Annotated in this window: 15 protein-coding genes; 6 read left to right on the forward strand and 9 right to left on the reverse strand. The window is 71.4% G+C overall.

The window, feature by feature from the left end; translation table 11 throughout:
- Positions 1-22 precede the first annotated feature (22 nt).
- The 4 genes from NE235_RS14180 to NE235_RS14195 form a co-directional block, all read right to left on the reverse strand.
- A complete protein-coding gene (locus tag NE235_RS14180) occupies positions 23-757 on the reverse strand; it encodes an ABC transporter permease (protein WP_252802775.1) in 735 nt (244 codons plus the stop codon).
- Positions 754-1,482, reverse strand: coding sequence for an ABC transporter ATP-binding protein (locus tag NE235_RS14185; protein WP_252802777.1), 729 nt, complete (start codon positions 1,480-1,482; stop codon positions 754-756). The genes NE235_RS14180 and NE235_RS14185 overlap by 4 nt, the downstream gene beginning before the upstream one ends.
- Positions 1,483-1,535: 53 nt before the next feature.
- Positions 1,536-2,120 (reverse strand): TetR/AcrR family transcriptional regulator, encoded by a 585-nt coding sequence (locus NE235_RS14190; protein ID WP_252802779.1) that lies wholly within the window; start codon positions 2,118-2,120, stop codon positions 1,536-1,538.
- Positions 2,121-2,181: 61 nt separating this feature from the next.
- Positions 2,182-3,042, reverse strand: a complete 861-nt coding sequence (locus NE235_RS14195; RefSeq protein ID WP_252802781.1) for a sugar phosphate isomerase/epimerase family protein — start codon at positions 3,040-3,042, stop codon at positions 2,182-2,184.
- A 65-nt stretch (positions 3,043-3,107) separates the two neighbouring features.
- Here NE235_RS14195 and NE235_RS14200 point away from each other — a divergent pair, with 65 nt between their 5' ends.
- A complete protein-coding gene (locus NE235_RS14200; RefSeq protein WP_252802783.1) occupies positions 3,108-3,833 on the forward strand; it encodes a class I SAM-dependent methyltransferase in 726 nt (241 codons plus the stop codon).
- Between the two features lie 23 nt (positions 3,834-3,856).
- Here the strand turns inward: NE235_RS14200 and NE235_RS14205 are convergent, their stop codons facing one another.
- Positions 3,857-4,834 carry an SGNH/GDSL hydrolase family protein gene (locus tag NE235_RS14205; protein ID WP_252802785.1) on the reverse strand — a complete coding sequence of 326 codons (978 nt, stop codon included), beginning with the start codon at positions 4,832-4,834 and terminating at the stop codon, positions 3,857-3,859.
- Positions 4,835-4,984: 150 nt separating this feature from the next.
- Here NE235_RS14205 and radA point away from each other — a divergent pair, with 150 nt between their 5' ends.
- Complete coding sequence (gene radA, locus NE235_RS14210; RefSeq protein WP_252802787.1) at positions 4,985-6,385, forward strand: DNA repair protein RadA; 1,401 nt, start codon at positions 4,985-4,987, stop codon at positions 6,383-6,385.
- 92 nt (positions 6,386-6,477) lie between these two features.
- Positions 6,478-7,557, forward strand: a complete 1,080-nt coding sequence (disA, locus tag NE235_RS14215; RefSeq protein ID WP_252802789.1) for a DNA integrity scanning diadenylate cyclase DisA — start codon at positions 6,478-6,480, stop codon at positions 7,555-7,557.
- Positions 7,558-7,784: 227 nt separating this feature from the next.
- On the opposite strand, the gene NE235_RS14220 is transcribed toward disA, so the two are convergent.
- The 3 genes from NE235_RS14220 to NE235_RS14230 form a co-directional block, all read right to left on the reverse strand.
- Positions 7,785-7,958, reverse strand: a complete 174-nt coding sequence (locus tag NE235_RS14220; RefSeq protein ID WP_252802799.1) for a CsbD family protein — start codon at positions 7,956-7,958, stop codon at positions 7,785-7,787.
- Positions 7,959-8,624: 666 nt separating this feature from the next.
- Positions 8,625-8,837: a PNPOx family protein gene (locus NE235_RS14225; RefSeq protein WP_252802801.1), complete on the reverse strand. Its 213-nt coding sequence runs from the start codon at positions 8,835-8,837 to the stop codon at positions 8,625-8,627.
- A 178-nt stretch (positions 8,838-9,015) separates the two neighbouring features.
- On the reverse strand, positions 9,016-9,681 hold the full coding sequence (locus NE235_RS14230) for a hypothetical protein (RefSeq protein WP_252802803.1): 666 nt from the start codon (positions 9,679-9,681) through the stop codon (positions 9,016-9,018).
- A gap of 66 nt (positions 9,682-9,747) precedes the next feature.
- Between NE235_RS14230 and NE235_RS14235 the strand changes: the two genes are divergently transcribed.
- Positions 9,748-10,623, forward strand: coding sequence for an HhH-GPD family protein (locus tag NE235_RS14235; protein WP_252802805.1), 876 nt, complete (start codon positions 9,748-9,750; stop codon positions 10,621-10,623).
- A 25-nt stretch (positions 10,624-10,648) separates the two neighbouring features.
- Here NE235_RS14235 and NE235_RS14240 read toward each other — a convergent pair whose 3' ends face one another.
- On the reverse strand, positions 10,649-10,861 hold the full coding sequence (locus NE235_RS14240) for a hypothetical protein (RefSeq protein WP_252802807.1): 213 nt from the start codon (positions 10,859-10,861) through the stop codon (positions 10,649-10,651).
- A gap of 125 nt (positions 10,862-10,986) precedes the next feature.
- Here NE235_RS14240 and NE235_RS14245 point away from each other — a divergent pair, with 125 nt between their 5' ends.
- Positions 10,987-11,775: a helix-turn-helix domain-containing protein gene (locus tag NE235_RS14245; RefSeq protein WP_252802809.1), complete on the forward strand. Its 789-nt coding sequence runs from the start codon at positions 10,987-10,989 to the stop codon at positions 11,773-11,775.
- A 4-nt stretch (positions 11,776-11,779) separates the two neighbouring features.
- Positions 11,780-11,872 (forward strand): DUF397 domain-containing protein, encoded by a 93-nt coding sequence (locus NE235_RS14250; protein ID WP_252802812.1) that lies wholly within the window; start codon positions 11,780-11,782, stop codon positions 11,870-11,872.
- Positions 11,873-11,880: the final 8 nt, after the last annotated feature.

Consider the following 11,880-nt stretch of genomic DNA (forward strand, 5'->3'; position numbering starts at 1 on the left):
CCGGGACGGGGCCGGCCGGCCGTCAGGTCGTGCGGCGGCGGAGGGTGGCGGCGCCCAGCAGCAGGGCGAGGACGGTGCAGCCGGCGATGACGGCGATGTCGCGCCAGAGCGTGCCGGTCACGCCGGGGTGGCCGGTCAGCTCCCGCATCGCCTCGACGAGGTACGACAGCGGCAGCACGTCGGCGATCCACCGCAGCGCCGTGGCCATCTGGTCGCGCGGCACGAACAGCCCGGCGAGCAGCGTCTGAGGCAGGATGAGCGCGGGCATGAACTGCACCGCCTGGAACTCCGAACGCGCGAAGGCGCTGCTGAACAGCCCCAGGGCGACGCCGAGGAGCGCGGCGAGCAGGGTGAGCAGCAGGAGCGCCCACACCGGTCCCCGCAGGTCCAGGCCGAGCCAGGTGAGGGAGATCGTGGCGACGATCCCAACCTGGATCAGCGCGGTGACGCCGAAGGCCAGCGCGTAGCCCAGGAGCAGGTCGAGCCGGCCGAGCGGCATCGTCATGAGCCGCTCCAGCGTGCCGCTCGTCCGCTCCCGGAGCGTGGCGATGCTGGTCACGATGAACATCACGACGAGCGGGAAGACGCCGAGCAGCATCGGCCCGAACCGGTCGAACGCCTCGGGCCGGTCCATGACGTACCGCAGCAGGATCATCAGCAGGCTGGGGACGCCCACGATCAGCACGAGCGTGCGGTGGTCGTGCCGGAGCTGGCTCAGGATCCGCCGCGCCGTCGCGAGTGTGATGGTGACGCTCACGGCCGCCCCACCTTCTCTCCCCGCTCGATGATGGTGAGGAAGGCCTGTTCGAGGTCGCCGGCGCCGGTCCGGTCGCGCAGCGCGGCGGGGGTGTCGTCGGCGATGATCCGGCCCTCCCGCATGAGCAGCAGCCGCTCGCACCGGGCGGCCTCGTCCATGACGTGGCTGGAGACGAGGAGGGTCGTCCCCCGGCCCGCCAGCTCGTGGAACAGCTCCCACAGCTCGCCGCGCAGCACCGGGTCCAGGCCGACCGTCGGCTCGTCGAGGACGAGCAGCTCCGGCCGGCCGAGCAGGGCGACGGCGAGGCTCGCCCGGCTCAGCTGGCCGCCGGACAGGGAGGCGGCGAGCTGGTCGCGGGCGCCGCCGAGGCCGACCTCGTCGAGGACCCGGTCGGCGTCGCCCCGGGGCGCACCGAGGACGGCGGCGAAGTAGCGGAGGTTCTCCCGGACGGTGAGGTCGGCGTAGACGGCCGGCCGCTGCGTGGCGTAGCCGATGCGGTGGCGCAGCGCGCGGTGGCCGGCCGGACGGCCGAGCACGGTGACCGTGCCGCTCTGGACGATCTGCACGCCGACGACGGCCCGCATGAGCGTCGTCTTGCCGCAGCCGCTCGGCCCGAGCAGGCCGACCACGGAGCCGCGCGGCACCTCGAAGGTCAGGCCGCGCAGGACCGTACGCCCGCCGCGCGCGACCCGGAGGTCCCGGACCACGATCACGGAATTCATCATGCGTTGAATTTAGGCGCGCGCGAAAGAGGGTGTCAAGGCATGGGGCGGAGCGGTCAGCCCTCGAGGTAACGCTGCAGGGTGGGCGCGAGCAGAGCGACGAGCTCGTCCTCGGTCGCCGACGCCATCGGCTCGACCTGCACGATGTACTTCAGCATCACGACGCCCAGCATCTGGGACGCGGCCGCCGCGAGGTTCAGCGGCGGCAGGCCGAGGGCCTCGGCGACGCGGGCGAGGATCGCCCGGGTGACGAACTCCCGCAGGAGCGCCGCGCCCTGCTCCGTCGTCGCCGCCGACCGGAAGATGCCGACGAACTGCGGGCGCAGCCGCGGATCCGACCAGATCCGCAGGAACGTCCGCGCCAGCCGCTCACCGATCTGCGATCGCGGGCCGGCCATCACCTGCCCGAGGAACACCGCCGGGTCCACCGGGAACTCCATCGCCGACGCGAAGAGCTCTTCCTTCGAGCCGAAGAAGTGATGGACCAGCGCGGGGTCCACCCCCGCCTCACGGGCGATCGCCCGGATCGACGCCTTGTCGTAGCCGCGCTCGCCGAACAGCACGCGCGCGGCCGCCAGGATGTCGTCCCGCGACGAGGACGGCCCGGGGCGGCGCCCTGGGCGGCGCGCCGGCGCCGTCATCCGCGGCGCATCCCGGGGAGCGGCTCCGCCGCCCGTACGGGCAAGGGAGCCGCCGACGCGGTCACGAGGGCGTGACCTCGCCCTCGGTGTTCACCTGCCAGGGCCCGGCGGGAGCGGCCGCGGCGGCGAGATGCAGGCGCGCGAACGCCAGGGACTCGGCCAGATCGCTCTCCCGCTGCTCGCGGTCGGTGGCGCGGCGGGTGTTGATCTCGACGACGACCTGACCGGCGTAGCGCTGCGCGGCCAGCCGCTCCAGCATCTCCGCGCACGGCTGGTTGCCCCGGCCGGGGACCAGATGCTCGTCGCGGTTGACGATGCCGATGCCGTCGGCGAGGTGGATGTGCGCGAGCCGGTCACCGAGGGAGTCCGCCATGGCCAGCGGGTCCGAGCCGGACACGGCCGCGTGCGACAGGTCGATCGTCACGCTGGGATAGGGCAGGTCGACGGGGTTCCAATGCGGGGAGTACATCCCGACCTCGGCCGTGCGCGCCCGTACGGGGAACATGTTCTCCACGGCGAAGACGACGTCGGTCTCCTCCTGCATGCGGGCGAGCCCCTGCTCGAACTCCCGGGCGTACTCCCGCTGCCAGCGGAAGGGGGGATGGACCACGACGACCTCGGCGCCGAGCTTCTCGGCGGTGTCCTTGGAGCGGACCAGCTTGCCCCAGGGCTCGCGCCCCCACACCCGCTGGGTCAGCAGGAGGCACGGCGCGTGGATCGACGTGATCGGGATCTGGTGATAGTCGGACAGTCTGCGCAGCACGTCGATGTCCTGGCTCGCCGGATCGGCGGTGACCATGATCTCGATGCCGTCGTACCCGAGGCGCGCGGCGAGGTCGAACGCGGCCGGCGTCTTCTCCGGGTAGACCGACGCCGAGGACAGAACGATGGGCGCGTCGGGGACCTGGAGGACTTCTTCCACAATCGGCAAGCCTATGCGTTCCATCGCCTGATCCGGCCAGCCGTGCCCACGCTGTTCGCGGAGGCATGATCGCCTCCCGGGCGGTCTACCGTGGAGACGTGATCGCCCCTGGAGCCATCGCCAGCCCCAACATCTGGAACAGCCCGCAGGTCTACGAGCTGGAGAACCGCGCGGTCGACCCGGACGGCCGGATCGAGCGGGCCATGCGCGAGATCCGGCCCTGGGACGGCGCCGTCCTGCTCGACGTGGGCTGCGGCACCGGCTTCCACCTGCCCGCGTTCGCGCGGACCGCCGCGAAGGTCGTCGGCGTCGAACCGCACGCGGGCCTCGCCGGACTCGCCCGCCGCCGCGTCGCGGACGTCCCCAACGCGGCCGTACGCGTGGGCGCGGCGCAGGCGCTCCCAGTGCCCGACGCGTCGGTGGACGTCGTCCACGCCCGCTGGGCGTACTTCTTCGGCCCCGGCTGCGAACCGGGCCTCGCGGAGCTGAAGCGGGTGCTGCGGCGCGGCGGCGCGGCGTTCGTCATCGACAACGACGCCACGCGGTCGACGTTCGGGGGCTGGTTCCGGCGCTGGCTGCCGTCCTACGACTCCGGCGCCGTCGAGCGGTTCTGGTCTCGGCATGGGTTCTCCCGTACGCCACTGGAGATCTGCTGGCGCTTCGACGACCGTACGGACCTCGAGGCCGTACTCAAGATCGAGTTCCCGGCCGAGCTCGCCGAGGAGTTCCTGAGCGAGGTCGAGGGCTGCGAGGTCGACTACGCCGTCAACCTGTGGTGGCGGCGCTACTGAGGCGCTATTGACAGGTACCCGGTTCAGTCGGCGGACACGCGGGACGCGCCGAGGACGGCCAGCACCCGGTCGGCGACGGCCTGCATGCCCTTGGCGTTCGGGTGCACGGGCGCGGCCGGGTTCTTGATGAGGATGCCCTCGACCCACCGGTCGGCGGAGCACATGTCGTGATGCCGGGCGGTGGTGTACGCGTCGACGAACCGCGCGTCGCCGCGCCGCGCCTCCGCGGCGAGCATCGTGTTGAGATGCCGCTCGAACCGGTCGAGGAACGGAATGTCGCCGACCGCCGTGGGGACGTTCGGCCAGCATCCCGTACGGGACGGCAGCATGCGGGGATAGCCGACGAGCAGGACGCGGGCGCGCGGCGCGCGGTCGTGCACGGCCCGCAGGATCGCGGCGATCTTCGGCGCGGTGTCGTCGATCCGCCGGTCCAGGGTCGTGCCGTAGTAGCGCCTGCAGGGCGCGCCGCGATGATCGGTGAGGCTGAAGGCCGCGCAGGTCAGCACGATGCGGCTGTAGCCGATGTCGTTGCCGCCGATGCCGATCGTGACCAGCGTGGTGTCGCGGGTGACGGCGTCGAGTTGCGGCTTGTTGTGGCCGAACAGGACGGACTGCGACCGGCTCAGGTCCGCCGTCGTGGCCGCGCTGCAGCTCACGTCGGTGAACGAGGCGGGCTGCAGCATCCGCGCCACGAGCGACGGATAGTTGTGGTCGGAGCGCAGGCACGCGATCGGGGTGCCGTGCCGGTGCGGGATGAACGGCCCCGCCGTGAACGAGTCACCGAGTGCGACGTAGCGACCGCCGGTGAGGGTGACCGCCCGCGCCGGGCCGCTCGTGAGGGTGAGCACCCTGGCCGGGTCGCCCGTGGCGGTGACCGCCCGCGCGGAACCGCCCGGGGCGGTGACCGCCTGCACAGAGCCGCCGGAGGCGGTGACCGCCCGCACGGGGCCGCCGACGACGAGCGCCGGAACCAACGCCACCAGAGCCGGCCACCTGCGCATCGCGCCTCCCCCTGCCCGTCTGCCCGCCAGTAAGGACCGACGGACAGGCTCCGTCAATATCCTTGTCCGAAGTCGGTCAGTGACTACTATGTCACCGGCAGTCACCTAGGTCACTCTCATTTGTCGGCGGCGGGCCGTACAGTCGCGGGCATGGCGAAGAGCGTGAAGCAGGCGTACCGCTGCACCGAGTGCGGTTGGCAGACCTCCAAGTGGGTCGGGCGCTGCGGTGAGTGCCAGGCGTGGGGCACGGTGGACGTGGCGGGCGCGGCCAAGCCGGCGCGGGTCGTGACGCCCGGCCCCGTGAGCGCGCCGGCCCGGCCGATCGGCGAGGTCGACGTGCAGGCCGCGCAGACCGCCGCCACCGGGCTGGACGAGCTCGACCGCGTGCTCGGCGGCGGGCTGGTGCCCGGCGCGGTGCTGCTGCTGGCCGGCGAGCCCGGCATCGGCAAGTCCACCCTGCTGCTCGAGGTCGCGGCGCTGCACGCCGACCGCGGCACCGCGCTGTACGTCACGGGCGAGGAGTCCGCGGAGCAGGTGCGGCTGCGGGCCGACCGGATCGGCGCGATCGCCGACCGGCTCTACCTCGCCTCCGAGACCGACCTGGCGGCCGTCCTCGGGCAGATCGACGCCGTCGCCCCGGAGCTCGTCGTGGTCGACTCGATTCAGACGATCGGCTCGGCCGAGGTCGACGGCGCGGCCGGTGGGGTCAGCCAGGTCCGGGAGGTCGCGGCCAACCTGATCCGGGTCGCCAAGGAGCGCGGCATCACGACCGTCGTCGTCGGCCACGTGACCAAGGACGGTTCGATCGCCGGTCCGCGCGTCCTGGAGCACCTCGTCGACGTCGTGCTCTACTTCGAGGGCGACCGGCACAGCCGGCTTCGCATGATCCGCGCGGTGAAGAACCGCTACGGTCCCACCGACGAGCTCGGCTGCTTCGACCTGTCGGAGATGGGGATCATCGGGCTGGCCGATCCCAGCGGCCTGTTCCTGACCCGCCAGGAGAAGCCCGCGCCGGGCACCTGCGTGACGGTGACCCTGGAGGGCCGGCGGCCGCTGGTGGCGGAGGTGCAGTCGCTCGTCGCCCCCTCGCCGCTGGCCAACCCGCGCCGCATGACGTCCGGGCTCGACTCCGCCCGGATCGCGATGATGCTCGCGGTGCTGCAGCGCCGCTGCCGCATCAAGCTGCACGACCGCGACGTGTACGCCGCGACGGTCGGCGGCGTACGGCTCAGCGAGCCGTCCGTCGACCTGGCCGTGGCACTCGCCGTCACCGGGGCGGCCAACGACGCGACGCTCCCCTCCGACCTGGTCGCCTTCGGCGAGGTCGGCCTGGCCGGCGAGGTGCGCGGCGTGCAGGCGGCCAAGCGGCGGCTCTCGGAGGCCGCCCGGCTCGGCTACCGGCGCGCCATCGTGCCCGGCGGGTCGCTCGATCCCACTTCCGGCCGCACCAGTGGCACGATCGTGACGGATGAGGGTATGCAAGTGACAGAAGTGGACGACGTTTGGACGGCGCTCGCCTTCGCGTTCGCGACGGCAGGCGCGGACGCGTGACCGCGCCGGCCGTCGTTCGGGCGAGGGGAGCGGGTCGGCGTTCGGGCGTTCACCGATAAACTGACCGCCGTTCAGAGACCTCCGGGGGTCACGTGCCAGCACAAGACAAGGGCAGAGACGAGCGACGCCGCGCAACCCTTGCCGCCGTCGCTCCGGGGACGCAGCTCCGCGACGGGCTGGAACGCATCCTTCGGGGTCACACCGGCGCGTTGATCGTGATGGGCTACGACCGTGTCGTCGCCGGCCTGTGCACGGGTGGATTCGAGCTCGACGTCGAGTTCTCCTCCACCCGGCTCCGCGAGCTGGCCAAGATGGACGGCGCGATCGTCATCGACGCCGGCTGCACCCGCATCGTGCGCGCCGGCGTGCACCTCATGCCGGATCCGACGATCCCGACCGAGGAGTCCGGCACCCGGCACCGTACGGCCGAGCGGGTCGCCCGCCAGACCGGCTACCCGGTGCTGTCGGTCAGCCAGTCGATGCGGATCATCGCCCTCTACCTCGACGGCCAGCGCTACGTCCTGGAGGACTCGGCGGCCATCCTGTCCCGCGCCAACCAGGCCCTCGCCACGCTGGAGCGCTACAAGCTGCGCCTGGACGAGGTCTCCGGCACCCTGTCGGCGCTGGAGATCGAGGACCTCGTCACCGCCCGCGACGTCAGCGCCGTCGTGCAGCGCCTGGAGATGGTGCGCCGCATCGCCGACGAGATCAACGGCTACGTCGTCGAGCTCGGCACGGACGGGCGGCTGCTGTCCCTGCAGCTCGACGAGCTGGTCTCCGGCGTCGACGTCGACCGCGAGCTGATCGTCCGCGACTACCAGCCGGAGAACCACACCCGTTCGGTCGAGGAGGTCCTCGCCGCGCTCAACCAGCTGTCGGCCTCCGAGCTCCTCGACCTGGCCACGGTGGCCGACGTCCTGGACTTCGGCGGCAACGACCCGCTGGACACGCCGGTCAGCCCGAAGGGCTACCGGCTGCTCGCGAAGGTCCCCCGCCTGCCCGGCCTGCTGATGGAGCGCCTCGTCGAGCACTTCGGCGGCCTGCAGAAGCTCCTCGCCGCCAGCATCGACGACCTGCAGTCGGTCGGCGGGGTCGGCGAGTCCCGCGCCCGCAGCGTCCGCGAGGGCCTCTCCCGCCTGGCCGAGTCCTCCATCCTCGAACGCTACGTCTGACGCGCCCCGGCCGCCCCCACCGGCCCGGCCGCCGACGACCGGCGCGACTACCGACGACCGGCGCGGCTACCGATGACGGGCGCACCGCCGATGACCGGCGCGGGCCACCGGGAGCAGCGCCGGAAGCGCCGGGAGGCGCCGAGGGCCGTGCTGGAATCGCCGGCGACGGAATCAACGCGCGGCCGCAACCCTCCGGGCTGCGACCGCGCGTTCGGAAGGGACCGGGCTCAGTCCTTGAAGACGTCCTTGATCTTTTCGCCCGCCTGCTTCGCGTCACCCTTGACCTGGTCGGCCTGGCCCTCGGCCTCCAGCCGCTCATTCCCGGTGAGCCTGCCCGCCGCTTCCTTCGCCTTACCCTTGATCTTGTCGCCGGTGTTGGCCGCCTTGTCCTGAGCGCTCATGTCGACTCCCTTGCACCGTGGATCCTTCTCGGCCCGCCTCTACCCGTCCTGGCGACAGAGATGCGGATTCCCGTCCTCGCCGACACAGCGGACCTGCCTGGTGCCGGATCGTCCCGGCGGGGCCACAGTGCCGTGACCCATGAATCCGCCGCGCCCGGTCACCACGTCGATGGTGCGGGCCCACTGAGATACCTGCTTCACCGCCGCAGTGGCCACTTTGCCGCCGCAGAACCAGGAGTCGCCGCATTCACACTTTTCATCCCGTCAACAGCGGCGATGCTCTCTGCCGTCCGCGTAGTGAGTTGCCGACCGTCACTTCGCGACCAGCGCCTGTCCGGCGTGACCTGCGGTCGCCCAGTGCCGCGTGATCAGAGCCGCGCCGACGTACGTTCCCCGGCCGGGCGGGGGCATCGTTTCCGAGGCCGTCTACTCGCACGAACTGCCCGAGATGGTGCGTTATGTCCCTGAGCGCGCCAGAGCCCGAAATGGGGATTCGAGCGCCGAGCGCTTAGCGGAGATCGTTCAGGCACTTTGTGTGCGAACGGGCTCACGGAACACCGCAGGCCCAAAGGAGACAACGCCCAACGCGACCGGGCGCACCGGCGCGGACGAGAGAGCGGCGGCGTTGAACGGAGTTGCGACGACGTACGTCCCGGCCGGGGGCGCTCATTCCCGTCCGGAGTGCACGCGGGTCAGCTCCACCACCGGGATCGTGCGGATGCCGGCGGTCTTCTCGTAGTCGCCGAAGACGGGGTAGTGCTGTACCACGGTGGCCCAGGTCCGGTCGCGCTCCTCGCCTTTCAGGGCGGCCAGTTGGCCGCCGACCTGCCCCGCGTTCGCCCGAAATTCCTCGATTATCCGCTCGTCGATGTCGCTCATCGCCCTGCCTTCCCGGCCGCCGCCCGAGGTGAGCCATTCGTACCTTCCATCCCGTCAACACCGGCGGCACCGTTTTATGCCGCCCATGTACTGACGTTGCCGCGGCCAGGGCGTGTTTGCGGTGTTCGTCCGTTGTGCCGACGAATCCGCCGCTTCGGCGATCCACCGAACAGCGCACCTAACGCAGGCGGAAGACCTGGCTCTGGGTCCGGACGCCGCCGCTCTTGGCCGCGACGACGTACGTCCCCGGCCGGGCGCGCGAGTCGCCGCCGCAGCGCGTACGGTCCCAGTCGACGTCCGCGATGTACGGCACACCCCGCCGGAGGACCCGGAGGTCGGAGGCGGGACGGTCGGCGCACCGGTCGGACGACCAGACGCGGTCCGAGCCGGAGGTGATCCGCAGCCGCAGCGCCTTCGCTCCCACGTCGAACGTGCAGGGCCGGTGGCCGGTGTTCACCACGCTGATCCGGAACCGCGGGTGTTCCTTGTCCTGGTAGACGTCCTTGGTGGACGTGAGCCCGACGACGACGTCCGCCTCGTCACAGGGATCACCGCTGCGCGGCTTCGCGAGCGGCACCCCGGCGGTCACCGTGACCGTCACCGTCGGCGTCGGCGTCGGCGTCAACGTCGGAGCAACCGGCGTCACCACCGGAGTGGCGGTGACCTGCGGCGGCGTCATCGAGGCGGCGGTATCGCGCACCTGGGCCGCCGGCTTCTTGTGATCGGGACCCGAGCAGGCCCACGCCATCAGGCCGATGGCGGTGATCCCCCCGGCGAGGACGTAGACCCGGCGGCGCCAGTAGGCGTCCGCCTCCCCCAGGTCCCCGTGCGTGTCGGAGTCCATACGCTGAGTATCCTTTTTTGATCAGTGCGTGCCATCGCGACCCGCCGTGCCAGGATCGAACTCACCATGCACCGACCTACCTACGCCGAACCCATTCTCAGCTGGTACGCCCAGAACGCCCGGGATCTGCCGTGGCGCCGGCCGGACGCCTCCCCCTGGGCGGTCCTGGTCAGCGAGATCATGCTGCAGCAGACGCCGGTCTCCCGGGTGCTGCCCGCGTACGAGGCGTGGCTGACCCGATGGCCCACTCCCGCCGCGCTGGCCGCCGAGCCGCCCGGAGAGGCCGTCCGCGCCTGGGGCCGGCTGGGCTATCCCCGGCGCGCGCTGAACCTGCACGCGAGCGCCCGCGCGATCGTCGAGCGCCACGACGGGCAGGTGCCCTCGGCGTACGACGACCTGCGGGCGCTGCCGGGCGTCGGCGCGTACACCGCCGCCGCGGTGGCGAGCTTCGCCTACCGGCAGCGGCACGCCGTCCTGGACACCAACGTGCGCCGCGTGCTGGCCCGGATGGTCACCGGCGTGGAGTACCCGCCGAAGACGCAGACGGCCGCCGAGGTCCGCCTCGCCGAGTCGCTGCTGCCGCCGGACGCCGAGACGGCCGCGACCTGGGGCGTGGCCGTGATGGAACTGGGCGCACTCGTCTGCACGGCACGGACCCCCCGCTGCGCCGACTGCCCGGTCACCGCCTCCTGCGCCTGGCGGCTGGCGGGCAAGCCCGCGTACGACGGCCCCGCCCGTAAGGGCCAGACGTACGCCGGGACCGACCGCCAGTGCCGGGGCCGTCTCCTCGCCGTTCTGCGGCACGCCAGCGGCCCCGTGGAGCGCGCGGCGCTGGACGACGCCTGGGACGACGTACGCCAGCGCGAGCGCGCCCTCTCGTCGCTCATCGAGGACGGCCTCATCGACCCCCTGGACGACGGCCGCTTCGCCCTCCCCCGCTGACGGCACGACAGAGCCGGGCGCCGGATCAGACCGCGTCGGGCTGAGGCCGATGAGCGGCCTGTACGGCCTCGAAGAGCGTGGGGATCAGGCCGTCGTCGAGTTCGACGACGAGGAGTTCGTCCTCGCCGAACCGGATGGACGTGATCTCCTCGTCCTCGTGCCACACGACCCGCAGCGTCGTGTTCTCGGGGATGTGGGCGCAGGTGGAGACGTACACGCCCTCGACCTTCATCAGCACGGTGACCTCCTGTGATCGGACTTCGCCATCTGCCTGACGATGGTGTCACCGGGTGATTACGCTGCGGAATTGTTCCAGCTCGTACCCCTCAGTTCTCCCCCGACGCGTACAAGGAGCCCGTATCCATGACGAACTCCTCCGGCTTCGTCGCCTACTTCGGCACCGAACTACGCCGTCACCGCGAACGCCTGGGCTGGCCTCGCGAACAACTCGCCGAGCGCGTCCCGTGGTCCGTCTGGACGGTCGCCTCCGTCGAGCAGGGCCGCCGCAAACCCCCACCCGGCCTCGGCGAACACGCCGACGCCCTCTTCAACCTCCCCGGCGTCATGACCGAACTCTCCAAGAAGGCCCAGGACGACAGCACCCCCTTCGGCGACCGCATCGAACTCGAACAACGCGCAGACGCGATCTGCGAATACGACATGAGACTGGTGCCAGGGCTACTCCAGACGGAGCAGTACGCCCGCTTAGTACATCGAGCCCGCCGACATCTATCTCCAGAAGAGGTCGAAGACCTGGTTCAGCTCCGAATGCGGCGTCAGCGAATCTTCGACCGGGAACATCCGCCTCTCCTTCACGCGATCATCGACGAAGCGGTCCTATGCCGCCGAATCGGTGATCCGGCGGCCATGCGCGAGCAGCTACAGGCGCTGGGTGCTCCTCGCCGGAACGTCACCATCCAGGTCCTTCCGTTCTCTGCGTGCCTGCACGAAGCAATCGATGGGCCGATCACCATCATGTGTCTTCCCGAAGAGCCTGACGTCGCGTACTCCGACGGCTGGCCACGCGGTCAGCTGATCGACACTCCGGGTGAGGTGCTTCGGGCACACCGGGCCTTTCAGCAACTCGCCGCCCTGGCGTTGCCACCGGACCTTTCCGCAGAGATGATCGAGGCATACGCGGAGGAGGCGTAACAACATGCGTGAATGGCGCAAGGCCACCTATAGCGGCACCGGAGACTCCAACTGCGTCGAGGTCACCGAGTGGTCCGACGGAGCCGACCAGTCCTGATAGGCGGC

This window comes from Actinoallomurus spadix, assembly GCF_024055725.1.
In the GTDB taxonomy this organism is placed as follows: domain Bacteria; phylum Actinomycetota; class Actinomycetes; order Streptosporangiales; family Streptosporangiaceae; genus Actinoallomurus; species Actinoallomurus spadix.

Coding starts and splice junctions, on each gene's coding strand:
- NE235_RS14185 (WP_252802777.1), bottom strand. CDS start 1,482: ATGATGAATTCCGTGATCGTGGTCCGGGACCTCCGGGTCGCGCGCGGC.
- NE235_RS14190 (WP_252802779.1), bottom strand. CDS start 2,120: ATGACGGCGCCGGCGCGCCGCCCAGGGCGCCGCCCCGGGCCGTCCTCG.
- NE235_RS14200 (WP_252802783.1), top strand. CDS start 3,108: ATGATCGCCTCCCGGGCGGTCTACCGTGGAGACGTGATCGCCCCTGGA.
- NE235_RS14205 (WP_252802785.1), bottom strand. CDS start 4,834: ATGCGCAGGTGGCCGGCTCTGGTGGCGTTGGTTCCGGCGCTCGTCGTC.
- radA (WP_252802787.1), top strand. CDS start 4,985: ATGGCGAAGAGCGTGAAGCAGGCGTACCGCTGCACCGAGTGCGGTTGG.
- NE235_RS14220 (WP_252802799.1), bottom strand. CDS start 7,958: ATGAGCGCTCAGGACAAGGCGGCCAACACCGGCGACAAGATCAAGGGT.
- NE235_RS14225 (WP_252802801.1), bottom strand. CDS start 8,837: ATGAGCGACATCGACGAGCGGATAATCGAGGAATTTCGGGCGAACGCG.
- NE235_RS14230 (WP_252802803.1), bottom strand. CDS start 9,681: ATGGACTCCGACACGCACGGGGACCTGGGGGAGGCGGACGCCTACTGG.
- NE235_RS14235 (WP_252802805.1), top strand. CDS start 9,748: ATGCACCGACCTACCTACGCCGAACCCATTCTCAGCTGGTACGCCCAG.
- NE235_RS14245 (WP_252802809.1), top strand. CDS start 10,987: ATGACGAACTCCTCCGGCTTCGTCGCCTACTTCGGCACCGAACTACGC.
- NE235_RS14250 (WP_252802812.1), top strand. CDS start 11,780: ATGCGTGAATGGCGCAAGGCCACCTATAGCGGCACCGGAGACTCCAAC.